Genomic DNA, 23989 nt, shown 5'->3' with positions numbered 1-23989 from the left:
CGAAATTGTTCTCAATAAGTTACAATACCCCACATGAAAAAGAAACGACTAATTCCAGCGATTCGATTGCTGATGTGTGCTTTTGTCTGTTTGTGGTTAGTAATGCCTGTTTATTCGCAAACAATCGTCGCTGCTAGGCTTGAATCTGGCAAGCATTACCCCTGCAACAGCACTCCAGAAAAAATCGTCATTGATGGAAAACTGGATGACAAAGCATGGCAGCAAGTGCCCTGGTCGAAAGAGTTTCAGGATATTGAAGGTGACCGGAAGCCAAAGCCCACCTATCGCACGCGGGTGAAAATGTTGTGGGACAACGAAGCACTCTACATCGCGGCAGAACTGGAAGAGCCCAACGTCTGGGCGAACTTGAAAAAGCATGATTCGGTGATTTTTCACGACAACGATTTTGAAGTGTTTATCGATCCGGATGGCGATTGCCAGAATTATGCCGAGCTGGAGTTGAATGCTCACAATACCACCTGGGATCTGTTGTTGACCAAGCCTTATCGAGCAAGTGGCAAAGCAATTAATGGCTGGGAAATTACAGGTCTGCAAACGGCCGTGCACGTCAATGGCACTTTGAATAACCCGACGGATATCGACAAAGGCTGGACGATCGAAATTCGCTGGCCGTGGGCAAGTTTGAAAGAGATTTCGAATCAGGCATTCCCACCGAAAAAAGGCGACCATTTATGGATCAATTTCTCCCGCGTGCAGTGGGACACTGTTGTGAAAGACGGTAAGACCACAAAAATTGCCGGAAAACCAGAGCATAACTGGGTCTGGAGCCCACAGGGGGTGATCGATATGCACCGACCGGAACGTTGGGGGTTTATTACATTTGATGATCATTCAAAAGTGGATGAACTTTGCAATATCAGTTCCGCTCGATTTTATGCGGGATTCATTTTTAATCAGCAATTCGATTATCGCACAAAACACAACAAATATGCTTCCAACTTCGAAGATCTTCGAATGGGTGGTCATCAATTGGGGGAATTAGCAAAAACTGAACTTGGATTTGAGAGCCTTTTCACCAGAGGGAAGCTAACTTCGTTTATCAACAACAATTATCATCTGCGTGTCTTGCCAGCGACTGTCAAACCGAACAAAAAGCAACTAAAGTAGCCACGTATCACCAAGGATAATCTCATGAGAAAATGTTCATTAATAGTGCTGTCTTGCATTACCACTTTTTCGTTGGGTGCGGAGCCCAAGGCTGATTTGTCCAAAGAAGTGCAGGCTGCCTTGCTGCAAGCGGGAGAGAATAGAGCGGAACTGGAACTGGCACTGAAAAAGGTTCCCCAGGAAGAGCGTGCGGGGATGATTTTCATTATTGCCAATATGCAAGAAAACGATCTGAAAAGCCTGAAAGCGGAATACTTGTTAAAGAATTCTCATTTGGCCTATCAGGCACGCACGCAGATGGCGTGGGGAAAGAAAATTCCGGAAGAGATCTTTTTCAACTATGTGCTGCCTTATGCCAATATCGATGAGCAACGCGATGACTGGCGGACAAAAATCATGGAGATTGCCCTGCCGATGGTTCGCGAATGCAAGACTGCAACCGAAGCAGCAGTGAAATTGAACAAGGAGCTTTTTCCAAAGCTGAAAGTAGGTTATTCGACCCAGCGACGTGCGGCGAATCAGGGCCCATTGGAAACGATGGAAAGTGGTAAGGCATCGTGCACTGGCCTGTCGATTCTGCTGAGCGACGCCTGCAGATCGGTGGGAATTCCCACGCGATTAGTCGGTACACCCTTGTGGACGAATAAGCGTGGAAACCACACCTGGCTGGAAATTTGGGATGGTGACTGGCACTTTACGGGCGCGTGTGAACAGGACCCACGTGGTCTTGATTTTGGCTGGTTTACGAACGATGCTTCTAAAGCGATTGAGGATCAGCCCCTGCATGCGATTTACGCGGCCAGTTTCAAGAAAACGAATACCCCCTTCCCACTGGTGTGGGCACCACGCAATAAGACGATTTCCGCAGAAAATGTAACAAAACGCTACGCTGCCAAAGCGGAAAAAGGGCAATTTCGCCTGCAGGTGACCTGCGTGGATGGCACAGGAAAACGAATTGCTGAACCAATTCAAGTGCTTGACAGCAAAGAACTTAAAGTAATTGCAAGTGGGAATACCAAAGATGAAACTGCCGACACGAATGATTTTCTGACATTCCAACTTCCCACCGCAGGCACTTATATTGTCAAGCGTGGTAGTGAAGAACAACAAGTAACATTTTCTTCCACCGAGAAAGAAAAACTGATCCGATTTCCGATCAAAAAGTGATTCCAAATAGGGTGAATTAACTCACTGTGGGTTCCCAGCCCCGTGCGTATTCACGCGACCAGAGTTTCATCGCCTCGCCATCATCCAGGATTTTCCCATTTTTGGGATCGCATTTCAGGCGACGCCCTACGCGGTGGGCGATATTGCCCAAATGACAGAGCAGGGTGGTGCGATGGCCTTCCGAAATTTCGCTGTTCAGTGTTGCCTGACCGCGAATCGTGGCAATGAAGTTTTCGAAGTGGGCAGCCGTGCCGTCTTTTCCGGCCACTTTTTTGATTTCTTTCCCTTTGAGGTCATACACAGTATAACTGCCGCCACGCACCGCCAGGCTGCCTTTATCGCCATAGAACACCACATCGGCTTGCTGTCCGTTGGGGCAAACGACACAACTGAATCCATACCAGCGAATCTGTTTACGGCCTTCAAATTCAAACGCCACCGAGTGGGTATCTGGCGTTTCCTGATCGTCTTCAAAGTGGTAACGGCCACCCGATGAGGTTACTGCAGTGGGGTAATCAACACCCAGTCCCCAGCGACAGGTATCCAGCATGTGCACACCATTATTGCCCAATTCGCCATTTCCCCAATGCCAGAACCAGTGCCAGTTATAGTGCAGATAGTTGCTCTTAAAAGGCTTTTCGGGTGCGGGCCCCTGCCACAATTTGTAGTCGAGCCCTTCGGGTGCCGGTTCCAGTTTGCCAATCCCAATCGACCCACGGGTGTTATAGTACCAGGCTTCTGCCAGATAAGCACGGCCAATGATCCCTTCCTGCACCGCTTTGCAGGCCTCCTGAATCGCAGGAAAACTTCGGCGTTGATTGCCCATCTGCACGTGGCGTTGGTGCTTGCGGGCCACTTCCACCAGGATTTCACCTTCACGTGGGTTGTGGGAACACGGTTTTTCCACATAAACATGCTTGCCCGCTTTGCAGGCCAGAATCGCCATCGGAGCATGCCAGTGGTTGGGCGAGGCAATGACTACCGCATTTAAGTCTTTCATCTCCAATACTTTGCGAAAATCGGCTTCCTGTTTCGGTTCCAGGCCCGTCGTCTTTTTCAGTGCTGCCGCAGCCATCCCCATACGGCTGGCGTCGGTATCGCAGACAGCATGCACTTCAACACCGGAAATTTTGGCAAAAGATTGAGAAAGTGAAGTCCCCCGTCCACCAGTGCCCAGCACACCTAATTTCACCACGGAATCGTCGCCCAGTGCCAGCGATGTGGACAAACCAGTGGCAAGGGACGCACCCACAAACGTGCGGCGATTCAGTTCTGGCATGAAAATTCTCCTCTAAACAGAATTCTTGCGGTCTTTCGCAAGTTGAATGTGGTATGAGCCTATCAAAAGGGAGCGGGCTTCACAATCATGAAGTAGGACGGGATGCAGATTTTTGGGCGAGAATCCGTTCTGCAGCACGTTGTTCCAGCACCGTAAGCACTTTGGGGGGCAGGAATTTCTGCAAATCACCTTCCAGCATTGCAATTTGGCGGAGCAAAGAGCTACTGACGTGGGAGTATTCTTCTTTCGACATTAAGAAGATTGTTTCAATCATCGAATTCAGATTCAGGTTCATCAGCGACATGGTAAACTCGTATTCCATATCACTGAGCGTGCGTAGCCCACGGACCATAATTTTGGCACCCATGCCAGCAACAAAACGCACCGCCAGCCCGGTAAACGGCTGCACGGTGACGTTCGGGATGTGGTTCGTGACCAGTCGCACCAGTTCAACACGCTCTTCGATGGTGAAAAAGGTCGATTTATCAGGATTGATCCCCACGCCGACGATCAATTCGTCGAACAATTTGCTGCACCGCTCAATGACATCAAAATGGCCCAAATGGATGGGGTCAAAAACACCTGTATAAACCGCTTTCCTGGGATTAAGTTCCATCGCAAGTTACCTGCGCAAGACATCAATGAGGTGGTCGAGTTCTTCTATGGTGTTATAAAAGTGCGGGCTGATTCGCAAACGGTCGCTACGGACATTGACAATAATCTTCTCATTTCGGCAGGTTGCCATCACCTTTTTCAAGTCTTTTCCTGGGTAGTCAATTGACACTATACCAGATCGGAACGGTTCTTCTCTGGCACTGAACACGGACCACCCCGCGGAGGCAATTTTTTCCGCAAAATATTGCGTCAGGGAATTTACTTTGTCCCATACGCTGTCAATGCCCACTTCCAGAAGCAGATTCATACTGGCGGCCATACCCAGAATACCTGCGACGTTAATTGTCCCACCTTCAAATCTGCCGGCGTGGGGCTTGAGGCGAAAATCGATGCTCGAAAAATTGGCTGGGTGCACCACGCTGTTCCAACCCACCCCAATGGCGTGAAAACGCTCGACCCACTCTCGCTTCAAGTAAAAGATCCCCGCACCTTCTGGCCCCAAAAGCCATTTGTGACTGTCGGCAGCAAGTGCGTCCATTGGCAGAGACTGCAGATCAATGGGCTGTACCCCCAGGCTCTGAATGGCATCAACAAACAGAAAAATCTGATTTTTTTGGCAAATTTCGCTGATTGTTACCAGGTCGTTACGAAAGCCGGAACCAAACTCGACACTGCTGATTGCCAGCACCCGCGTGCGTGGGGTAATGGCCTTCATAATATCATCGATGGCAATTTTGTTCCCACGACTGGGGATATTCACCACATTGACCAGTTTCTCTTGCAAATTGAGCCAGGGATATTGATTTGAGGGATATTCTTCGGCAAAAGTAATCACTTCGTCGCCTGGTTGCCACGGAAAGCCCTCTGCAACGATGCCGATCCCCTGGGTGGTGCTGCCCACAAAGCAGATATCATCAGCCGCACAGTTGAGGAGTCGCCCCACCGTACTGCGGGCGGCAATCACCTGTTCGTGCCACTTCAGAAAGGAAGCGATGCCATTTTCAGACAGATCGGCACTGTATTCGGCGATTTTGTCCCGACAGACTGAGGGAGGGGCACAGACAGCCGCGTGGTCAAAAAATGCCCACTTCTCGCACACGGGAAAATAGTTTCGGTACGTTTTCAAAGTCTGATGAACCAATCTGGGTTGCATTATGTGCAATTTTTATCCAAATTTTCCTGATTTTGTAGATTGTTTACATAAACGAAGCGAAATGTCTGCAACTTGCAAGCCGATATTGCTCCATGAATTTTGCAGTATGTGCTAGAATATGCAAAATGAATCCACCCGATTATTTTCAGAAACCACTATGTTCATTCGATTATTCTCGTCGAAGAAATTCAAAGTACATGAAGTCGAATTTGAAATTCAACCGTTGTTCTTTCTGGTTGTTGGATTTGCAAGTTGGATGCTGATTCGTTTTGAAATGGAACTGCAACGTTATCTGCTTGTGTTCGGAATAATTCTGGGTAGTTTGTGTTGTCGTTATCTCGCTCAAACAATAATGATGCTGCTATCAGCAGCATGAAATTATTTTTGAAGTGGGCTTCATCAACATTTTTGTTGACACCAAGTATGAAACTAAATCACTGAAAGAAAAATTTCTTCCTATTTTGTCAGCCCAATTAGTAACTATTTTCCTCGCCTTTGTAGTACATATCACAGATGTTTTGTTCGACTGGAAGAATTCTGATCCTTATTATTCCTGGATTATTTATGATGTGGCACTATACTTCAATTTGTTCCTGGCAATACTTTACGCAATTCCGATTATGCCACACAAATGTGGACAATTGACAGGTGACTTTTTTGAAAAAATTACAGGTAGAAACGGGGAAAAATTTTCCCTAAAATTCTCTATTTTTTGTGCAGTGGTAGTACTCATAATCAATTACCTGAATCAGATAGAAGTGGTGACTTTCTATCGTAATGAGCGGTCAATGGTAATTGGATTTGAGTGGTTGACATGGGCAATCTATGGATCAGTAGGAATGTCGCTAGTTTTGTGCGTAATTGGACTGTACGAATTTGATGCAAAATCTAACGAAAAGATTAACAATCAAACGAAAGAAACCGATGAAATCGACACTTACTACAAATGAAATCCGCGTTCCATCGGTAATGTCTGTCTGCCCATCTGCAACTATTTTCAAACATGTAATCTTTTCAACAAGCGATTCATCGTCCTTTTGAGAACCTCGGATCTGTTTCGAGCAACGAATATTGCATTATTTCTACAATCTCGATTTTTGCAGTAGATACTGCATGTATTGTGGCTTGTTGCTTGATCCATGCAATAATGGCTGTTGTGCTTACAAAATTTTCAGTGTGCTTTTTTGCTACAACATTTCCAGGCTGTTATCCCACTCGTAAGGATGCAATATTATGGCACTTCACTTTGAAACTCGCGTAAATTTTCCGGCGTTTCGGCTAGCGAACTCTGACTAGGGTGGGTAAACTAAACTTGTCTGATTAAGGAAACTGGTTATGGCTACCACGAAGCAAGTATCGCCCGCACCCGAAACGCCACCCGATGAAAATCTGTGGGAAACGTATTCAGCGAATTACGAAATGCCCATTTCGTCCTTGCTGTCGTTGTTGCTGCACGTTGCCTTTTTTGCGGTGGTGGCTGCGGTGCTGTGGTACATGGCCAAAAACCCAATCAACGATCGTGTTCCCGTGCCGATGCGAACGATGGAAATTACTGCCGATGAGTCTGGTGAGGGTGATGGTTCTCCCGGATCCGGTGGTGGGGAAGAAAATGTCGATCCGAACGAAGATTTCAGCATGTTACCCATGCGGGAAATCCCAGATGCGGTGCTGAACGATGTGGTGATTGAAATTGATGATTGGGTACCGAAAATTCCGCAGGCAGAAGAAGGGCTATCGGCCATGGATCTGGAAGCAGTGCAGAAGATTGCCCGCCTAAACGACGACATTCGTAAGGTGTTGCTGCCTGGGAAAAAAAAGACCCCGGGCAAAGGGCTGGAAGAAGGTAAAGGCAATACTGGCCAGCCAGGCACTGGCGTGGGTGGCACGGGTGATTCAACCACCTCTAAAAAACGCTCGATCCGGTGGGATCTGAGGTTCAGTACCAATGATGGCAAAGACTACTTGAGCCAACTGGCGGCGATGAAAGCAGCACTTGCTTTTCCGCAGCCACCAGACTGGAAATCACTGAAAGTTTATAAAAATTTGGATCAGGCAAACCCACGTGGGGAGAACTTCGACCTGAGCAGCTTACCTTCTCTCTATTTCATTGATGATGCCCCGCGGTCGGTGCTGGGGCTGTCGCGTGCGTTAGGTTTGAACTTCCAGACGCCACAGGTAATTGCGTTTTTCCCCAAAGATATTGAAGAAGAGCTTGCCGCCAAAGAACGTGCTTACCGCAATCGGCGCGAAGACGAAATCTTTTCCACCACCTTTCAGGTACTTATCCGCAATGGCAAACCGGTCATTACCGTAGTCAGTCAGACGCCAATCAGAAGATAGCGGAGTATTATATAGTCTATTAGTTATATAGTAAATTAGATATATATGAGTGTGGTTGTATAAATTCTTCGCAACGTGGGCGTCTCGCCCATGTGTTATCCCACGGGCGGGACGCCCGTGCTACGATTTTGCAGATGAGCAATTTCAAGGACTGGACGCCCGTGCTACGATTTTGCGGATGAGCAATTTCAAGGACGGGAAGCCCGTGCTATGGTATCACTTGCATCAGTATCCACGTGGGGTGCTGTCTTTAACTCTTATTCCTGCACCAGAATTATTTTCTTCCCTTCTTGCGATCAATATAACTCGCATTTACACAATTTCGATGACGATTAAATTGGCATTAATGAAATTTTGGAGAATACGTTGAGTTCGAATTACCTTTTTACTAGTGAATCGGTGTCGATGGGGCACCCGGACAAAGTTTCCGACCAGATTAGCGATGCTGTGCTTGATTTCTGTTTGCAGCACGACCCGATGAGCCGAGTAGCCTGCGAAACGCTGGTTACCACCGATCTGGCCGTGGTGGCTGGTGAAATTACCACTAACGCCCCACTGACCCGTAAAGTTGTGGATGGCCTGGTGCGGGAAGTCATCACCGAAATTGGATATGTCGATCCAAATATCGGCTTTGCAGCAGATACCTGTCAGGTGGATTGTCGTCTGCACTCTCAGTCAGCCCACATTGCGATGGGTGTCGATCTGGGTGGTGCCGGTGACCAGGGGATGATGTTCGGCTTTGCGTGCGACGAAACCGCCAGCCTGATGCCACTGCCGATTCACCTGTCGCACCGACTGGTGGAGCAGCACGCAAAATTGCGTAAGTCTGGAGAATTAAAGTGGTTACGGCCCGATGCCAAAAGCCAGGTTACCGTGGAATACGGCCCAGATGGCGTGCCAGTTCGCATCCACACAATTGTGTTGTCAACTCAGCACGATGAATCGGTAATGCATGTCAGCGGTGGAAAAGAATATTTTACCGATGAGGCCCGCAAAGAAGTAATTGAAAAGATTGTGGCACCAGTGCTGCAGGCAGAACGGCCCGACCTGGTGAAAGGGAAATTAATTCCGGTGCTGCCTGGTTCAAGCAGTGGCAGCATTTCCGGCAACGATATTGCGTGCCACATTAACCCAACGGGTTGTTTTCTGGTAGGTGGGCCTCACGGTGACTGTGGTCTGACAGGCCGCAAAATCATTGTGGATACCTACGGTGGCCGAGGACGTCACGGTGGGGGTGCTTTCAGCGGGAAAGATCCCACCAAGGTGGATCGATCTGCGGCCTACATGTGCCGATATATCGCTAAGAATATTGTGAAGGCTGGCCTGGCAAAACGCTGTGAAGTGCAGCTCAGTTATGCAATCGGCTACCCTGATCCACTGAATATCTGGGTCAACACCGAACATACGATTGCGGAAGGAGTTACGGAAGAAAAGCTGATCAATTTGATCCGCAAGCACTTCCAGTTGACCCCCGCCGGGATTATTGAAACGCTGAAGCTGCGTCGCCCGATTTTCCGTGAATCGGCACGCCACGGTCACTTCGGTCGGGAATTGGAAGATTTTACGTGGGAACACACCGATAAAGCAGCTTTGTTGCGTCAGGATGCTTAATGCACGCACCGCTTGCGACGTTTCTTTTCACTTTACTAGCACTGTTCAGCTTCGCAGGCAACTCATTACTTTGTCGATTTGCCCTGCGTGAAACCACGATTTCTCCGATGTTGTTTATGCAGGTGCGTTTCCTCAGCGGAGCGATTGCCCTGTTGATCGTTTTGCGAATTGGGAACCCCACCCAAAGTAGGGCAGGGCAGCCCACTAAAATTGGTGGCAACTGGTGGGCAGGCCTGGCATTGGCAGCGTACGCGGTCAGTTATACCTATTCATTCACACAATTGACGGCTGCCACTGGTGCCCTGTTGCTTTTTGGTGCGGCACAAGTGACGATATTGACTACGGCAGCCGCACGTGGCGAACGCTTTCGTGGGCTGGCCTGGCTGGGTTACGCACTAGCGATGGGAGCTTTATTATACCTGGTATTACCTGGATTGGCTTCCCCCACCTGGGTTGGCACGGTGAGCATGTTGATTGCAGGTATTAGTTGGGGGGCGTACACCCTTTTGGGCAAAAGAGACCCCAACCCACTGGCAGCCAATACGGGAAATTTTCTGCGAACACTCCCACTGCTGGCAGTAACCTTGCTGGTGCCGAACCTGTTGCAGGGCTGGAACTGGCCGGGAATCACTGCCGCAATAGTGTCGGGAGTGGTTACCACCGGAATTGGCTATGTCCTTTGGTATCAGGCACTTCGGTCGATTTCCACCACAATGGCTGCGATAGTCTTGTTAACGGTCCCACTCTGGTCGAGCCTGGGCGGAATTCTATTTCTTTCTGAACTACTCACCCTGCGATTTGTCCTTGCTGCGGTGGTAATGACAATCGGCTTGTTGATCACCATTTACCGAAAGTAGTTTACTTGTATATGCAAGTATCTGGGCGGATTCCCCACATTTTTCGTATTTGTCTGAAATTAGCTACAGCACCGTGCGAAGTACTAAAATAGAGGTGGCTAAAATAACTTGGGAATCATCTCGATGGATTTGTATTCTGTCGCCTACATTCTGATCATTGCTGGAGTGATCTTTTCCATTTTTGAATATGGTGATGGAGGTTATGGAAAAACTCCAAAGCAGGTGGTTAGAATTACCCAGGCAACATTAATATTTGGCATACTTCTCGGGCTAACGGGGATTGGAATCGTCTTCTTTTATGGCACTACCAATCAGGCTCTAACGGCAACATCTTTATTTATCGTGGGGCTGATCATTGCCGTACCCATGGCAAGGTATGTAGTAAGGTATTTTCGTGGAAACCAGGAAGCAATTGAGAATTCAACGGTGATCGATACGCCAGAGGCCAACGAACTGGCAGCTTTGAAGGGAAGAATCGGCAAAACGGTATCAATGCTTCGCCCGTCGGGCATCGCTGATTTTAACGGCAGGCGAGTAGATGTCATCACGGAAGGTCTGGTGATTGAGGAAGGTCAGTGGGTGAAATGTGTGGAAGTGAAAGCAGGGCGTGTCATTGTCCGGCCAAGTGACCATCCCCCACTGGGAGATTTGGAAAAGTTTGATTTTTCTTGATTCTAATTACCAAAATTTTTAGACCATCAATTAACAACATGAGAACAAGGATTCGCTGAACATGCTAAAACCACTATTTGCTGCAGGCCCCGATGATAACGTTTGGATTATCGTCATTGCGGTAGTCGCCTTTTTGATCGGCCTGTTTATGCTGATCGTCTTTTTCAGTTTCGTTCGCCTGTATATCCAGTGTTTGTTGACCAACGCGAAAATTGGTATTTTCGACCTGATTGGGATGAAATTGCGAAATGTCGATTACGCGATGATTGTCCGCCAGAAGATTGCACTGGTGCAATCGGGTGTGCGGGTTTCCACCGAAGAGCTGGAATCCCACTTCCTCTCACGTGGAAACGTTCCAAAGACTGCCACCGCAGTTATTGCCGCCCACAAGGCAGGCATGGATCTTTCCTGGAAAATCGCTGCCGCAATTGATCTCGCAGGTCGCGATATTCTGGATGCAGTGCGTACTTCCGTAAATCCCAAGGTGATCGACTGCCCAGACTCTGTGAAGGGCCGTGTGACACTGGATGCAGTTTGTCGTGATGGGATTCAGTTACGTTGCAAAGCCCGCGTGACCGTGCGTACCAAACTGGAACGTCTGGTCGGTGGTGCGACGGAAGAAACAATTATCGCCCGCGTGGGGGAAGGGATTGTGAAGGCCATCGGTTCCGCCGAAAACCACAAAATGGTGCTTTCCAACCCCAACTTAATCTCGCAGACCGTGTTGCACAATTCGTTGGATGCACAAACCGCCTTCGAAATCGTCTCGATTGATATCGCCGACATCGAAGTGGGTGAAAACATTGGTGCAAAACTGCAGGCCGATCAGGCAGCAGCCAACCTGCGGGTTGCCCAGGCAGATGCAGAACAACGTCGTGCTCTGGCAGTTGCTGTTGAACAGGAAAACCGGGCACTGGTTGAAGAAAACCGGGCCAAGGTGGTATTGGCGGAAGCAGAAGTACCGTTGGCAATTGCCAGTGCCTTCCGCGATGGCCGGATTGGGATTATGGACTATTACAACATGAAAAATGTGCAGGCAGATACCAGCATGCGATCCAGTATCGCCGGCATGGATAATGGCGACAATCAGTCGAATTAATTCGATTATTTAATTGTGTCGCTATATAGCCGAGCCGACATTTGCATTGACAGCATTTAATCAGGAGCAGGTAGCATGCCGAACATTCATCTAGGCGCAGTAGTCCTGGGCTTATTTATTCTGGTGTGGGTGATCAGCAGCGTGATGAAAGCGTCGCAAAGTGCCCCACAGCCACCTGCACGTCGACCGATGCCTCCACGACGAAACGACGATGATCGTGACGACCAGAACCGGGAAGAAGAGCAAAAGGCAAATCCGATTAATCAGTTTCTGGAAGAGATTGATCGAATGCGGCAGAATCGGCAGCAAGGTGGACCCCCACCTGTGCCGAAGCCGAATCGCCCGCGACCGGAACAGCGTGAACAACGACCACAGCAGGAACGGCCCCGTCCAAAGCCACCACAAACAACAGAAAAGAAAGAAGTTCCGGTTCTGGTGCCTGTTAATAAGCCCACCCATGCATCGTCGCCAGAATTTTCCGGCTCCCACATTACACAAGCAGAACGGTTAAGTGCACCAATCAAAATTGCCAAGGTGCAGCGTGCGACACGTCGCAAAAAGAGAGTTTCTAACGCGATGAAACTGGTGCAGCACGTGTTACGCCACAAAGATGGAAAGGCTGCTGCTCTGATTCTTCGCGAAATTTTCGATGAACCAAAGGCGAAGCGAAAACCCAAAGCCTGAGTTTTCTCTGCCCACGAAGCACTTCCAGTCGATTCAGCTCCCAATAATTCAATAACTGGTGTCGGTGGGCTTGGTTGATTTCAATTTTTGGCTGGGTGCTTCGATTGGTTTCGTTTTCATCCCACCTTCAAAATCGGCACTGACCTCTTGAATTTTAAGTTCGGCATGATGCAACTGCTGCTTACAGAACAGAATCAGTTGCATCCCTTGCTGATACTGGGCAATGCTCTCTTCCAGAGAAAGTTTTCCATCTTCCAGTTGCTGCAAGATGATTTCCAGATCGGAATAAGCTTTTTCGAAGCTGGGTTGTTCTTCTGCCACGGGTTCTCCTGTGGGAATGGCATCAAAGATTAAAAAACTATGATAGCGGTTTCGCAGGGGAATTGTCGCTGGTGCTCTGGACGATGGATTTAATTACCCCATCGCCCACGGTGGTAATTATTTCTTCTCCCTCCTGAACTTCCTGAATCGAACGAACGGCATGCCCCGCACGATTGGTGGTGACCGAATAACCACGTGTCAACACCGCCAGCGGATTCACCCCCACCAGTCGATCAGCGTAAGTTCTTATTTTATCAGCATTTGCAGCAATTAACTTTGTCATCGCCCGATTGATTCTGACCTGCACCCGTTCCAGCTTTTCCTGGTGCTCAGCAACTTTATCCAGTGGGCGTAAAAAGCAAGGACGGCGTGCAATCTGGTCCAAAAGCTTTTGTCGTGCCGCAATCAGGTCCTTCAGTTCGGCATCCATTCTCTGACGGATATCAGTCAAATTGCGCCATAGTTCTCTCCGGTTTGGCACCGTATCTGTTGCTGCCTGGGTGGGGGTAGTTGCACGCTTATCGGCAACTTCATCCGACAATGAATAATCGGTTTCGTGTCCCACAGCCGAAACAATTGGCAGACGTGATTCAAAAATCGCCCGACAGACAATTTCTTCATTAAATGCCCACAGATCCTCGCGACTACCACCCCCACGTGCGACGATAATCAAATCGAGCTTTAACTTTCCATGGTGGTGCCAGCGGTTGAGGTAACGAATTGCTTCCGCAATTTCATTTTTTGCCGTATCTCCTTGCACAGCAACGGAATAGAGCGATAATTGCGCCAGTGGCCAGTTATTTCGAAACTGTTGTAACATATCCTGAAATGCCGCACCCTGCTTGCTGGTGACTAGTGCAATGTGCTTCGGCATCGATGGCAGTTTTCGCTTACGCTGGGGCTGAAAATAGCCTCGGGCTTCCAGTTCTTCCCGCAATTGCCGATATGCCAGATCTAACGCACCTTCGCCCACGGGTAGTGCGTTCTCCACCTGGAGCTGAAAAGTACCTTTGTTAGGATATATTTGAATATTGCCATTCAGTAATATTTCCAGCCCTACTTTCATTTTGAAGCGGATTCGCAAGGAACTTTTTCTGTAAATGACTGCAGAAATCTGGCTTTGTGCATCTTTGATGGTCAGATAAATATGGCCAGCAGCCGATTGGGTATACTCGCTGATTTCGCCCTGCACCCACACACCACGAAACTGTAAATCGAGCAATTCATTTGTAATGGAAATCAATTCCGTTACCGAATAGGCATTTTTGGCTGCATCTTGCTCGATAGACATGATTCTCCAGGTGGCATGCGTCGAAAGTTCTGCTTTTCTGAACTTATCGACTGAAATTTGACAAAATTATCGGGATTCCTAATACATCCAGATGAACTATGCACTGCCAGTGATTACGATAATTGCCACGCAATGGATTATTGCGTCGATTATTACGTAGTTTACCGGTGGTTTTACAACAGTATACTGTATCACCCCCGGAGGCAACTTTCGGGGGTTTTTTCGTTTTAATTTCTGAGAATCTTATGAGAATCGTCACTTACGATACCACGCTACGCGATGGGAGCCAGGGAGAGGGTGTGAACTTTTCCCTGCAGGACAAGCTACTGCTGACTGCGAAATTGGACCATATTGGCGTGGACTACATTGAAGGTGGCTACCCACAATCAAATCCGAAGGATGCAGAATATTTTCAGGAAGTAATGAAGTTACCCCTGAAGCACGCCAAACTGACCGCATTCGGGATGACCCGCCGCAAAAACAGCGACGCACGCACCGATGTGGGGGTCAATGCGTTGATCGATTCAAACGCACCCGTGATCACCATCGTGGGCAAAACCTGGGATATGCAGGTGCGGGAAATTCTGAATACCGATCTCGACGAAAATCTCAACATGATTGCGGATACGATCAGGGTCTGCAAAGAAGCGAACCGGCAGGTGTTCTACGATGCCGAGCACTTTTTTGATGGTTACCGGGCCAATCCGGAATACGCACTGGCTACTTTGCGGGCAGCAGCCCAGGCGGGTGCAGAATGTGTGATTCTGTGCGACACCAATGGCGGCTCGATGCCGGAATTTATCCAGCAAACTGTCAAGCACGTGGTAGAAAATATCCCCTGTTCCGTTGGAATCCACTGCCACAACGATTGCGATGTCGCGGTTGCAAACACATTGGCCGCCGTTGCTGCGGGAGCCACCCAGGTACAAGGGACAATCAATGGCATTGGCGAACGGTGCGGCAATGTCGATTTGTGTAGTGTAATTGCCAATTTGCGCATTAAATATGGCTATGACCTGTTGTTGCCAGACAGCCTGATCCACCTGACCGAGGTTTCCCGCTACGTCTACGAGTTGGCGAATCTCAGTTTTCGTAACAACCAACCCTATGTGGGGAATAGTGCGTTCGCCCACAAAGGTGGTATGCACACCCACGCGGTGGCGAAAAATCCGGTCAGTTACGAGCACATCGACCCCACGCTGGTAGGGAATGAACGCCGTATTTTAGTGAGCGAATTGTCTGGCCAGTCGACAATCCTTACTAAAACAGTGAAGTATAATATCCAGAACGATAAAGCCTTGATGCAGCAAATTCTGCAACGAGTGATGGAACTGGAACACCAGGGGTACGAATTTGAAGCAGCAGAGGCTTCGTTTGATCTTCTGGTGAAACGGTGCCTGGGCCAATACACCCCATGGTTCGAAACGGTGCACTACCGGGTGAACATTGAACAGGCAAACCCAGCAGAGCCAGTGACGGAAGCCACAATCAAGCTGAAAGTGGCTGATCAGGTTTACCACACGGTCAGCGATGGCGATGGTCCAGTAAATGCACTGGATAGTGCATTGCGCAAGGCATTATTGCCCGTTTTCCCAAATTTAGCGCAGATGCAATTAATGGATTACAAGGTGCGTGTAGTAAATGCTCGCGAAGGCACGGCAGCCCGCGTACGCGTGGTAATTGAATCTCGCGATGAGCACCACGTTTGGGGTACGGTGGGGGTCAGTGAAAATATTATTGAGGCGAGCTGGCTGGCACTGGTCGATGCGATTGAGTACAAAATGTTTCGCGATCAGGATGAAAAATAAGCAACACAAGCAGGCACACTTCAAGGCATATTGTCAACAATATCCAGTAATCAATAGACAAAACTAGCGATAATCATCCTTATCAATGTATTCCGTGTCATTTCTGATAGAACGGATTTGTTTAATCTGGCGATTGACATGATTGAGGATCATCAGGTTCTGATAAGCCAGAAATCCGAAGATGAAAGCTGCAAAGAGATTAGCGGGCAGCGGCAAATCTTTCGTTACCATCACCCTTTCCATGTTGTTGGTTAAGACCATAATGCAGTACACGCAATACGCCGCACCAATCAGGAAGGAAAGGATGAAGGTGGCACGCAGGCCGTTAATTGGTGAGAATTTGGTGAGAATTTCTTTGATCACCACTCCACCAGACATGGGGAATACAGGCAACAGAGATAAAATTCCCCACACGAGGTTGACATAGTAGAGAATGATGTAAGCAAAAACGGTATAGGGTGGGTGGCTTCTGGCCCAGTTGAATTCCTTGTTGGTGATCCGCACCAACATGAACAGAGCAAAAGCTGCCGCAGGAGTCGATAATGCCGCAACAATTCGCTGAATCGTAAATGGTGGTTCCGCTTCCGGTGTGACGGAGCTGCCCAGATCCTGGAGCACCGCAACGGATCGCAGGCCGTAAGACCGGTAAACCAGCCCACGCACCAGCAGGCCAAACACCAGACTGACAAAAATACACGCCACATCAACTGCCATTAAGGCAGGATGGAAGCGACCAATGACAAAATACGCGATCAGCAGTGCAATAATCCAGAACGTGGGGGTAACTCGAAATTCGATCCCCGCCATGCGCCAGCGTAATTCAAACGGACTTCGATACGGCTGTTGAAAAGACACACAAACTCCAGGATGCAAATTGTTATGGTGATTGTATTGTAAGTTGGACTGCAGGTAGATGAATCCCGGTTTGAAGGAATATTACGCATGAGAAGAGGAATGAAATAGAAGACGTAATATCTACATCCGTTTCAGCGGGATATGGTCTTCTTTCAAGGATTGCAGAGCTGTGTTTGCGACAACTTGCAAACGAAAAATGTGACAAGTCGGCTGTGGGTCGTTTTACTTCGCGATTGCTTCGCGGCGGATGCGGTCGACAACATCCACCAGTTTTTGCATGGAATCTTTATCTGGCGTGCCGGCGATTTTCAATCTCAAGCGGCCCTGTGTATCGATGATAACCATATTCGGTTCCTTATCCCGTAATCCGAACTTCGTTTGCATCAATTCCTGTGAGTCGATCCAGACCGGCACATCGGGTGATTGCTTTTTCACTTCACGCTTGACGAATGTCAGCACCAGTTCTGGCACTTTGCCAGTGCAGGCAACGGGGATTACGCGAACATCAGGCACAGGGGTGGTGGCTGGCACACCTGCCAGACCAATGACGGGGGCATTTTTCGCTTCCGCAGGTGGCTTATCTTTTGCATCCGGATGGTAGTACACGTAAAGCTGGTTGCCCAGTTTGGAATTTTCATCCACTGCGTGGCGGTCGCCATAAATCAGAATGACCACTTTTCCTTTGAAATCAGCAATATCGTGCGGCTGGTCGAACTGATCGGCCAGTTTCAATTCCACTTTTGGTGGGGTTGTCTGCCCAAGTGCAGTAGAGATCAGCCCTGCCAAAAGACCCATAATCAGAAGTGTTCTCATCGTTGAAATCCTTTTCGTTGTTGTGCTTCAAACCAGGTAAACCGGCAGATGGCCAGCACAAAAAAGCCCATGATGAATATTAACAACGCCAACAAGTGCGGGACAATCTGGGGGAAACTACCCCCATCCATCACCACTTCTCGCAGACCATCCATTGCCCACCGGGTGGGCAGCAGTGGGGCCAGGCGATCTACCCATGTGGGCAGAAATCCGGCGGGCATCCAGAGCCCACCTAACATTGATAGACTGAGGATGACCAGGACAAACAAACTGCGGGCGCGTGCTTCGTGCTGCCCGATTGCAGCCACAAATACCCCAAGTGCGGCAGCCAGAAAAGAACAGGTGATACTCAGCACACCAAAAGCCAGAATGGTGCCGTGGATCCGTACGCCAAATAGCAGGTTTCCTGCTGTAAACATCACCAGGATAAGCATTTGTGCAATCACTGCTGTTGCCAGGGTGCGGGCCAGCAGTGCCTGAAAAATCGTCACTGGCGATGCCTGAATCCGTTGCCAGATGCCGGTGCGCCGTTCCCGCAGAAAAACCAGTCCACATTCCAGTCCCCAGAAGAGCAGATATTGCACCGTCATACCGGTGAAACTATGCCCGTACGCATCGAAACTGCTTTGCTGGGAAATGTTTACGGCTATTTTTTCACATTGAAACATCTCCCGCACCGTGGGCAGTTGTTGCAGGTGAGCGGTCCATTTTTTGGCAATTGTTTCCATCAGCACTCCTTCCAGAAGCTGAGCTTCCATCTGTGCCGTGGGGTGGTAGAAAATCTGGTATTTTGGGGGTGATTCAGGCTTTGACAGATCGGAAGTGATCACCAGAGCCAGTTTTGCCCACGAATCCTGCAAAGGCTCGCCCCCCACCAGATGTGGAACAGTTTTTACATCCAGACCCGGATGGTTTGCTAATAAATTACTGATATGTAATGCTTCTTCACTTTGATCAACGTGCAGCACCACACACAGGCGTTTGGGTGCAGTCTGATCCTGCGAAAAGATCATCCCAAAAATTGTTGCCAGTAATACAGGAACGGCAAAACATAACACTACCGCACGCCGATCTGCCAGGAATAAGCGTAAGTCCTTGCCGGTTAAGGCCCATGTAACGAGCAACCACCCTTTCATCCTCTCGACCTCGCCGTGGGAATCAGATCATCGGCCAACCACTTCGGTGCGGGAAAGTGTGCCGTTGCCTGATTGCACATCGCCAGCATTTCGGGCTGGATTTGCTCAGAATATAACCAGCTCAGCGCGAAACCCAGCAGGTCACCTTCAAACGCACTCAGTCGAAAATGCCGGTCGTTCAATTCCAGTTGCACTTCAGGTGCCAGCAGGTCACGCAGACGACGTTCGGCAATTTCATCCAATGGTTCGGGCATCAAGCCCACCAGGCAAATGAGGTTATTTTCATTTTTATGGGGGTGTTTCTCCACAATTGAACCATTTTCCATGTGCAAAACACGATCACACCAGAGTAATGCTTCATCTTTCTGATGCGTGGTCATCAGAATTGCCACCCCATTCTCTTTCATTTGTGAAAAAATCTTCAGGAATAACTCCCGAGATTCTTCATCTAATGCTGCTGTGGGCTCGTCGAGCAGCAGAACTTGTGGCTGATGCAACATGGCACAGGCCAGGTGAACACGTCTCTGCATGCCACCAGAAAGATTTCGCACGCGATCATTCGAACGATCTTTCAGGTTCAGACAATCGAGCAATTGGGCAATTTTCTGCTGTAACTGCTTGCCAGATAAGGAGTAAAGGGAGCCAAAGAGTTGCAGGTTTCGTGCCACGGAAAGTTCTTCATAAAGAGCCACGTGCTGCTGGGCATACCCAAAAAGTTGAGCATTGTTCCGTGATCTGGTGCGGGTGTTTTTCTGGCACAGAGTGACGTTTCCTGAAGTGGGGATCATCAAGCCCGCAGCCAACTGTAAGGTGGTACTTTTGCCGCACCCATTAATCCCCTGGAGCCCCACGATTTCGCCTGCGTGGATGGCAAAATTCAGATGGTTCAGCACCTTACGTGCCCCATAGCCTGCCACAACCGCCTCAAATCGCAGTTTTTCCACCAGAACCATCCGTAAACATCCTATTTTCGATGATTACCCCAATCTTGGGGATTGAACAACCCCAGTATTCGTGCTTTCGCGCGATACAACATCCACTGGGAGAGACCAATCATGATGCAAACCACCCAAAGTGTGCAGTTTTCCAATGTTGAAGCCGCCAGCCAGCGATTAGCACCTTGGATCGAACGAACGCCGGTGCTGCGTTCCACCACATTCGATCAGTTGTGCGGTCGCACGCTGTACTTCAAATGTGAAAATTTTCAGAAAACTGGCTCTTTCAAGTTCCGTGGGGCGATGAATGCTCTGCTACAACTGTCGCCAGAGCAGCAACGTGCAGGAGTGGTTACCCACTCGTCGGGGAACCATGCCCAGGCACTTGCGAAAGCAGCCCAGCTACTGGGTATTACCAGTTACATCGTCATGCCCAACAACGCACCTGCAGTAAAAAAGGCGGCGGTCCAGCAGTATGGTGGGCAGATCACCGAATGCGAACCCAACGTGGAAGCTCGGGTGAAAGTATGTAATGAACTGGCAAAGAAAACAGGTGCAGTGCTGATCCCACCGTTTGATCATCCCCACATTATTGCGGGGCAGGGTACCGCCACTCTGGAATTACTGCAGGAAGTGCCCCACCTGGATGCGGTAGTGATACCCGTTGGTGGCGGGGGGCTGCTTTCCGGCGGAATTATTGCGGCGAAAGCGGTATCGCCCAAGATTCAGGTTTTTGGTGCCGAGCCCCTCAATGTGAATGATGCCGCACGTTCGATTGCGGCAGGTGATCGATGTGCCAACACCACCGGTGCCACTTCCGTTGCTGATGGCTTGCTGGTGAACATTGGCGAAATTACTTTCCCTATTATTCAACAGGGTGTCCAGCAGATTCTGACAGTATCTGAAGAAGAAATTCTGCAAAATATGCGTTTGATCTGGGAGCGGATGAAGATCATTGTGGAGCCCAGCTCTGCAGTTGGCCTGGCCGCAGTAAGAGCAGAAGCTTTTCAGAAACTGGACAACCTCGCCCACGTAGGGGTGATCTTGTGCGGTGGGAATGTGGCTGTTGATTATTTTTAAGAATCTGGCTTATTGGTCAATGGTGAACTTGCATTAGTAACGGAACTCGATGCCCAATGAAGCCGTTGATAGCAGTATCGGTTTGCTTACAGGATTCGTGATGGCAGAAGGTGCATCTGCTGTTTCCCCAGGCGCTACTCTGTCCGGACTGATTCCCAAAGATAATTGATTAATGGACATTGCCATTTCAGGAAAATACGCACCAGATAGTCCGGCAAAAACTCGGATGTTTTCCCCAAACGATCTGGAAATCTGGAAGTCGATTTCCGGGACAACAGTCCAACTTGATTTTTGCGTAGTGCCAATTTCACTGTTTAACGTATAGGTTCCTTCTCGAGAGAATAATCGGAATCCATCTGTAAACGTTGCTGTGGTTGATCCGTCTCGAGTGACCGATCGTTGCCAGTACAGCACAGATACCTTTGGTCTGAAATCAATTCGCCATGGGCCAAAATGCCTCTCCCAGTTGATACCCAGGATGGCGCCATCATAGGTGTTCTGGGTAGCTACATCATCAGTGGATCTTAATTCTGTGCCAGGAATGAATCTGTCAAAGATCGTTGAAACAGTTGACCTGATCTGAAACTGGTCATCATGAGTGATTCTTCGATAACCGAATAACGCATCCATTCGTGAATCTTCGGTTTCATAAATCAGCATCCTGCCCATCGCTTGAAAGTCCTGATGGTTTCTTTCAACAATTGTAAATTCCGAATTTGCTGTGAAGGCACCTTTAATCGTAATTGGAACATAAAAAATTCGACTGAATCGCCCTATCGTTACGGGAACACTGATCAATCGCGAAAATTCGAGCGGAATGGAGCCATTATTAGGATTGAAGATCAGTGTATTTGCGCCAACGTCCAAGCGAGTATAGCTGAATTCCAAGCCAACTGTTTTTTCTTGATCTGCCCACCAGCCGCCAGATATTTTGTAACCGCTGCGATTACTACCTATCGGATCGTACAGTGAAAACAGGGATTTTGCTTTGGTCAGCAATTGTTCTGAATTGGTGTTGGATTCACTCGATCCAGCCAAACCAAGAATCTTCGTGGGTAGAAACATAAAAGCGACTGCTTCTCCCCTGATCCAGAAGTTTTCATTATGAAGTTGAGGTGGGCATTCCATCCATTCTTCTGTCAGGAGTGGCACTTCTTCAACTTTCTGATTCAGGCTTGGTATGGATTCAATCGGTCTCCATGTGTTATCTTGTGCTACAGCAACGCCTGTAGTCATGAACAAAGCAAAGACATAGACTGCATTCCATCGCAAGTTCATGTTAATGTACCCTTTTTACACGTTTTGTGTTGATTGTGTAATTTGCCTAATTTAACGAATCGGCTGTTTTCACCATTTCCTTGAGGTAATTCATCTGAAAAAGTAAAACACGTTGATTGGGTCAGAAAGGAGATATTTTGTTCAAAATGCAGCATGGGTAGGGCGTAGAATCAATCGCCCGCAAACTCTGATGTGTATGGTGGCACCTGCTTCCAACTGGTGTCCATGGTAATTCAGCGGCAGTATGCGCTGCCACTTTGCGAAACTCACTTCTTCAGAATCATGATTTCCACCTTGCGGAATTCGCAGGGGTGGCTTTCGGCCTGCAGTGAAATGTAGCCTTCTGAAATCAGTTTTTTACCATCCACAATTAGTTTTTTGCCATCTGCATCGCGTTCATCCAGTTGTGGCTGTTCGTATTCCATCACCGATTCGCCATCGATGATATGTTTCACTACACCGGAGCCATTGACTTCAATCTCTACAGTGACCCACTGGTCACCATCGTAGGTTTTGGAAGTGGAAACGATACAGTGCTGCGTGGTCAGTTTGTTTTTCATCACAATGTTGGTGCCAGGGGTGCACACCGAACAGGTGGTGCGTTTCCCTTTACCAAGCCCACCAAGAAACTGGGCTTCAATCGAAACGGGGAAATCCTGATCCTTTCGCATGGTTTTGGGATCCTGACAGTGCAGCATCACCCCGCTGTTGCGGGTGGCCCAGCCTGGTCCACCTGGGCACTGATCTTTGATGAATCGATATTCAATTTTCAGCCGATAGTGGGAGAATTTGTCCTTGTAGAACAGGTGGCCGAATTGCCCACCGAAGTCTTTGTATTTGTCGTAATTCACCTGAATGGCACCATCGGCCACGCGGAAGGTCTGGTTGGGATCTTCGCCGAAATCGTATCCTTTAATTTTGGGTGTCCAGCCGGCCAGCGACTTACCATCAAACAACGATACCCACTTGGCAGTAGGTTCTTCCGCACGAGTTGTAGTTGACAACGACAACGTAAAGCACGCTGCAACAAGGAGATATGGAGAGAATCGCATCGAATTAACCTCAATAAGGTGTTGTTGAGTTTGTTTTATCAAATTCGATCGGTGGCATCTGCAGACTGAAAAGTGTAATCCCCGCCGATCCTCTGGAAACTACTTCACTATATGATGTTTGTTTGAATATCAAAAATGTTCCACGTGGAACGGTCAATTGTTGTTTGATCTTTAGAATGTGTGCGATTGTATAATTAGCTAGTTATATAGCTATTTAGCAAACTACTTACCAAGTGGGGTCCATTTCAGGTCGCGGAACTCGATTTCCGAACCAAACGATTGTAAACATAACGCACCATTAGGAGCGATCTGTTCCAATTCCTGGATGTATGCCAGTTTCCCATTCAGGTGCGTCGTAATGGAGCTACCTTTACAGGTGATCGTCAGCTTGTTCCAGTCACCCACTTTTTCCACTTTGATGTCCGATTCCAACACAGCAGCAAATTCGATATCTTTTTCGCAACTACCCGTCACCGAGGTGGCTATTTTGGCATCGTCGTTACCCAGAAAAATGTGGGGGCCGCGACCTTCCACTTGCCTTACAAGAATCTTTGCCTGATATTTGGCATCTTTTTCTTTGGATGCAATGAATCGGTATTCCAATTCCAATGTGCCATCGCCAAACGATTTTGGCAGCACCAGGGTGTCAGGTTTTTGCCGCTGTTCAATGTGCCCGCGTTGTTGTAACGCCAGGTGCTCTTCGATTTACCACCCAGGCTGATCCAGGATTTCATACCCACTTCAAAAAGTGGTTCTGTCTTCACGGTGCCAGATTGGGACAACGCACTTGGCTGATGAATCAGTGAAACGACAAA

General features: G+C 48.5%; 23 protein-coding genes. 11 read left to right on the top strand and 12 right to left on the bottom strand.

The window, feature by feature from the left end; genetic code table 11:
• Positions 1-33 precede the first annotated feature (33 nt).
• Together R3B84_09045 and R3B84_09040 are read left to right on the top strand one after the other, a co-directional pair.
• The gene (locus R3B84_09045; GenBank protein ID MEZ6140702.1) at positions 34-1128 is read left to right on the top strand and encodes a carbohydrate-binding family 9-like protein; all 1095 of its coding nucleotides are present in this window, start codon (positions 34-36) and stop codon (positions 1126-1128) included.
• Between the two features lie 24 nt (positions 1129-1152).
• Complete coding sequence (locus tag R3B84_09040) at positions 1153-2295, top strand: transglutaminase-like domain-containing protein (GenBank protein ID MEZ6140701.1); 1143 nt, start codon at positions 1153-1155, stop codon at positions 2293-2295.
• 16 nt (positions 2296-2311) lie between these two features.
• Here the strand turns inward: R3B84_09040 and R3B84_09035 are convergent, their stop codons facing one another.
• From R3B84_09035 to R3B84_09025, 3 genes are all read right to left on the bottom strand, one after another.
• Complete coding sequence (locus R3B84_09035) at positions 2312-3574, bottom strand: Gfo/Idh/MocA family oxidoreductase (GenBank protein ID MEZ6140700.1); 1263 nt, start codon at positions 3572-3574, stop codon at positions 2312-2314.
• A gap of 85 nt (positions 3575-3659) precedes the next feature.
• Positions 3660-4190 carry a pantetheine-phosphate adenylyltransferase gene (gene coaD, locus R3B84_09030; protein ID MEZ6140699.1) on the bottom strand — a complete coding sequence of 177 codons (531 nt, stop codon included), beginning with the start codon at positions 4188-4190 and terminating at the stop codon, positions 3660-3662.
• Between the two features lie 6 nt (positions 4191-4196).
• Positions 4197-5315, bottom strand: a complete 1119-nt coding sequence (locus tag R3B84_09025) for an aminotransferase class V-fold PLP-dependent enzyme (GenBank protein ID MEZ6140698.1) — start codon at positions 5313-5315, stop codon at positions 4197-4199.
• A gap of 416 nt (positions 5316-5731) precedes the next feature.
• Here R3B84_09025 and R3B84_09020 point away from each other — a divergent pair, with 416 nt between their 5' ends.
• The 7 genes from R3B84_09020 (at position 5732) to R3B84_08990 (ending at position 12605) form a co-directional block, all read left to right on the top strand.
• Positions 5732-6292: a hypothetical protein gene (locus R3B84_09020; GenBank protein MEZ6140697.1), complete on the top strand. Its 561-nt coding sequence runs from the start codon at positions 5732-5734 to the stop codon at positions 6290-6292.
• A gap of 385 nt (positions 6293-6677) precedes the next feature.
• Positions 6678-7682 carry a hypothetical protein gene (locus R3B84_09015; GenBank protein ID MEZ6140696.1) on the top strand — a complete coding sequence of 335 codons (1005 nt, stop codon included), beginning with the start codon at positions 6678-6680 and terminating at the stop codon, positions 7680-7682.
• Positions 7683-8048: 366 nt separating this feature from the next.
• A complete protein-coding gene (gene metK, locus R3B84_09010; protein ID MEZ6140695.1) occupies positions 8049-9293 on the top strand; it encodes a methionine adenosyltransferase in 1245 nt (414 codons plus the stop codon).
• A complete protein-coding gene (locus R3B84_09005) occupies positions 9293-10150 on the top strand; it encodes a DMT family transporter (GenBank protein MEZ6140694.1) in 858 nt (285 codons plus the stop codon). Before metK ends, R3B84_09005 begins: the two co-directional genes overlap by 1 nt.
• Positions 10151-10273: 123 nt before the next feature.
• Positions 10274-10822: an NfeD family protein gene (locus R3B84_09000; protein ID MEZ6140693.1), complete on the top strand. Its 549-nt coding sequence runs from the start codon at positions 10274-10276 to the stop codon at positions 10820-10822.
• Positions 10823-10883: 61 nt separating this feature from the next.
• Positions 10884-11921 carry a flotillin-like protein FloA gene (floA, locus tag R3B84_08995; GenBank protein ID MEZ6140692.1) on the top strand — a complete coding sequence of 346 codons (1038 nt, stop codon included), beginning with the start codon at positions 10884-10886 and terminating at the stop codon, positions 11919-11921.
• A gap of 75 nt (positions 11922-11996) precedes the next feature.
• Positions 11997-12605, top strand: coding sequence for a hypothetical protein (locus tag R3B84_08990; protein ID MEZ6140691.1), 609 nt, complete (start codon positions 11997-11999; stop codon positions 12603-12605).
• Between the two features lie 48 nt (positions 12606-12653).
• On the opposite strand, the gene xseB is transcribed toward R3B84_08990, so the two are convergent.
• Both xseB and xseA read right to left on the bottom strand, forming a co-directional pair.
• Entirely contained in the window at positions 12654-12926 is a 273-nt protein-coding gene (gene xseB, locus R3B84_08985; GenBank protein ID MEZ6140690.1) for an exodeoxyribonuclease VII small subunit, read from the bottom strand.
• A 37-nt stretch (positions 12927-12963) separates the two neighbouring features.
• Complete coding sequence (gene xseA / locus R3B84_08980) at positions 12964-14217, bottom strand: exodeoxyribonuclease VII large subunit (protein ID MEZ6140689.1); 1254 nt, start codon at positions 14215-14217, stop codon at positions 12964-12966.
• Positions 14218-14462: 245 nt separating this feature from the next.
• Here xseA and cimA point away from each other — a divergent pair, with 245 nt between their 5' ends.
• Positions 14463-16025 carry a citramalate synthase gene (gene cimA, locus R3B84_08975; protein MEZ6140688.1) on the top strand — a complete coding sequence of 521 codons (1563 nt, stop codon included), beginning with the start codon at positions 14463-14465 and terminating at the stop codon, positions 16023-16025.
• A gap of 63 nt (positions 16026-16088) precedes the next feature.
• Here cimA and R3B84_08970 read toward each other — a convergent pair whose 3' ends face one another.
• The 4 genes from R3B84_08970 to ccmA all read right to left on the bottom strand — a co-directional run bounded on the left by R3B84_08970 (position 16089) and on the right by ccmA (position 19782).
• Positions 16089-16880, bottom strand: a complete 792-nt coding sequence (locus R3B84_08970) for a hypothetical protein (GenBank protein MEZ6140687.1) — start codon at positions 16878-16880, stop codon at positions 16089-16091.
• 222 nt (positions 16881-17102) lie between these two features.
• Positions 17103-17693: a hypothetical protein gene (locus R3B84_08965; GenBank protein ID MEZ6140686.1), complete on the bottom strand. Its 591-nt coding sequence runs from the start codon at positions 17691-17693 to the stop codon at positions 17103-17105.
• Positions 17690-18829 carry an ABC transporter permease gene (locus R3B84_08960; protein MEZ6140685.1) on the bottom strand — a complete coding sequence of 380 codons (1140 nt, stop codon included), beginning with the start codon at positions 18827-18829 and terminating at the stop codon, positions 17690-17692. Before R3B84_08960 ends, R3B84_08965 begins: the two co-directional genes overlap by 4 nt.
• Positions 18826-19782: a heme ABC exporter ATP-binding protein CcmA gene (gene ccmA, locus R3B84_08955; GenBank protein MEZ6140684.1), complete on the bottom strand. Its 957-nt coding sequence runs from the start codon at positions 19780-19782 to the stop codon at positions 18826-18828. The genes R3B84_08960 and ccmA overlap by 4 nt, the downstream gene beginning before the upstream one ends.
• 102 nt (positions 19783-19884) lie before the next feature.
• Here ccmA and R3B84_08950 point away from each other — a divergent pair, with 102 nt between their 5' ends.
• Positions 19885-20844 (top strand): pyridoxal-phosphate dependent enzyme, encoded by a 960-nt coding sequence (locus R3B84_08950; protein MEZ6140683.1) that lies wholly within the window; start codon positions 19885-19887, stop codon positions 20842-20844.
• Positions 20845-20877: 33 nt separating this feature from the next.
• On the opposite strand, the gene R3B84_08945 is transcribed toward R3B84_08950, so the two are convergent.
• From R3B84_08945 to R3B84_08935, 3 genes are all read right to left on the bottom strand, one after another.
• Positions 20878-22122 (bottom strand): BBP7 family outer membrane beta-barrel protein, encoded by a 1245-nt coding sequence (locus R3B84_08945; GenBank protein ID MEZ6140682.1) that lies wholly within the window; start codon positions 22120-22122, stop codon positions 20878-20880.
• A 266-nt stretch (positions 22123-22388) separates the two neighbouring features.
• On the bottom strand, positions 22389-23174 hold the full coding sequence (locus R3B84_08940) for a DUF1080 domain-containing protein (GenBank protein MEZ6140681.1): 786 nt from the start codon (positions 23172-23174) through the stop codon (positions 22389-22391).
• 222 nt (positions 23175-23396) lie between these two features.
• Positions 23397-23843 carry a DUF1080 domain-containing protein gene (locus tag R3B84_08935; GenBank protein ID MEZ6140680.1) on the bottom strand — a complete coding sequence of 149 codons (447 nt, stop codon included), beginning with the start codon at positions 23841-23843 and terminating at the stop codon, positions 23397-23399.
• Positions 23844-23989 lie beyond the last annotated feature (146 nt).

It is taken from the genome of Zavarzinella sp., assembly GCA_041399155.1.
Classification (GTDB): Bacteria; Planctomycetota; Planctomycetia; order Gemmatales; family Gemmataceae; genus JAWKTI01.
This window is presented reverse-complemented; position numbering and strand designations above follow the sequence as displayed.

What these genes read in the sequence shown, in the direction of transcription:
- R3B84_08990 (MEZ6140691.1), top strand. Translation starts at nt 11,997, where the DNA reads ATGCCGAACATTCATCTAGGCGCAGTAGTCCTGGGCTTATTTATTCTG.
- R3B84_08945 (MEZ6140682.1), bottom strand. Translation starts at nt 22,122, where the DNA reads ATGAACTTGCGATGGAATGCAGTCTATGTCTTTGCTTTGTTCATGACT.
- coaD (MEZ6140699.1), bottom strand. Translation starts at nt 4,190, where the DNA reads ATGGAACTTAATCCCAGGAAAGCGGTTTATACAGGTGTTTTTGACCCC.
- R3B84_08965 (MEZ6140686.1), bottom strand. Translation starts at nt 17,693, where the DNA reads ATGAGAACACTTCTGATTATGGGTCTTTTGGCAGGGCTGATCTCTACT.
- R3B84_09040 (MEZ6140701.1), top strand. Translation starts at nt 1,153, where the DNA reads ATGAGAAAATGTTCATTAATAGTGCTGTCTTGCATTACCACTTTTTCG.
- R3B84_08960 (MEZ6140685.1), bottom strand. Translation starts at nt 18,829, where the DNA reads ATGAAAGGGTGGTTGCTCGTTACATGGGCCTTAACCGGCAAGGACTTA.
- R3B84_09015 (MEZ6140696.1), top strand. Translation starts at nt 6,678, where the DNA reads ATGGCTACCACGAAGCAAGTATCGCCCGCACCCGAAACGCCACCCGAT.
- cimA (MEZ6140688.1), top strand. Translation starts at nt 14,463, where the DNA reads ATGAGAATCGTCACTTACGATACCACGCTACGCGATGGGAGCCAGGGA.
- R3B84_09000 (MEZ6140693.1), top strand. Translation starts at nt 10,274, where the DNA reads ATGGATTTGTATTCTGTCGCCTACATTCTGATCATTGCTGGAGTGATC.
- R3B84_09035 (MEZ6140700.1), bottom strand. Translation starts at nt 3,574, where the DNA reads ATGCCAGAACTGAATCGCCGCACGTTTGTGGGTGCGTCCCTTGCCACT.
- floA (MEZ6140692.1), top strand. Translation starts at nt 10,884, where the DNA reads ATGCTAAAACCACTATTTGCTGCAGGCCCCGATGATAACGTTTGGATT.
- R3B84_09005 (MEZ6140694.1), top strand. Translation starts at nt 9,293, where the DNA reads ATGCACGCACCGCTTGCGACGTTTCTTTTCACTTTACTAGCACTGTTC.
- ccmA (MEZ6140684.1), bottom strand. Translation starts at nt 19,782, where the DNA reads ATGGTTCTGGTGGAAAAACTGCGATTTGAGGCGGTTGTGGCAGGCTAT.
- xseA (MEZ6140689.1), bottom strand. Translation starts at nt 14,217, where the DNA reads ATGTCTATCGAGCAAGATGCAGCCAAAAATGCCTATTCGGTAACGGAA.
- R3B84_08950 (MEZ6140683.1), top strand. Translation starts at nt 19,885, where the DNA reads ATGATGCAAACCACCCAAAGTGTGCAGTTTTCCAATGTTGAAGCCGCC.
- R3B84_08940 (MEZ6140681.1), bottom strand. Translation starts at nt 23,174, where the DNA reads ATGCGATTCTCTCCATATCTCCTTGTTGCAGCGTGCTTTACGTTGTCG.
- R3B84_09045 (MEZ6140702.1), top strand. Translation starts at nt 34, where the DNA reads ATGAAAAAGAAACGACTAATTCCAGCGATTCGATTGCTGATGTGTGCT.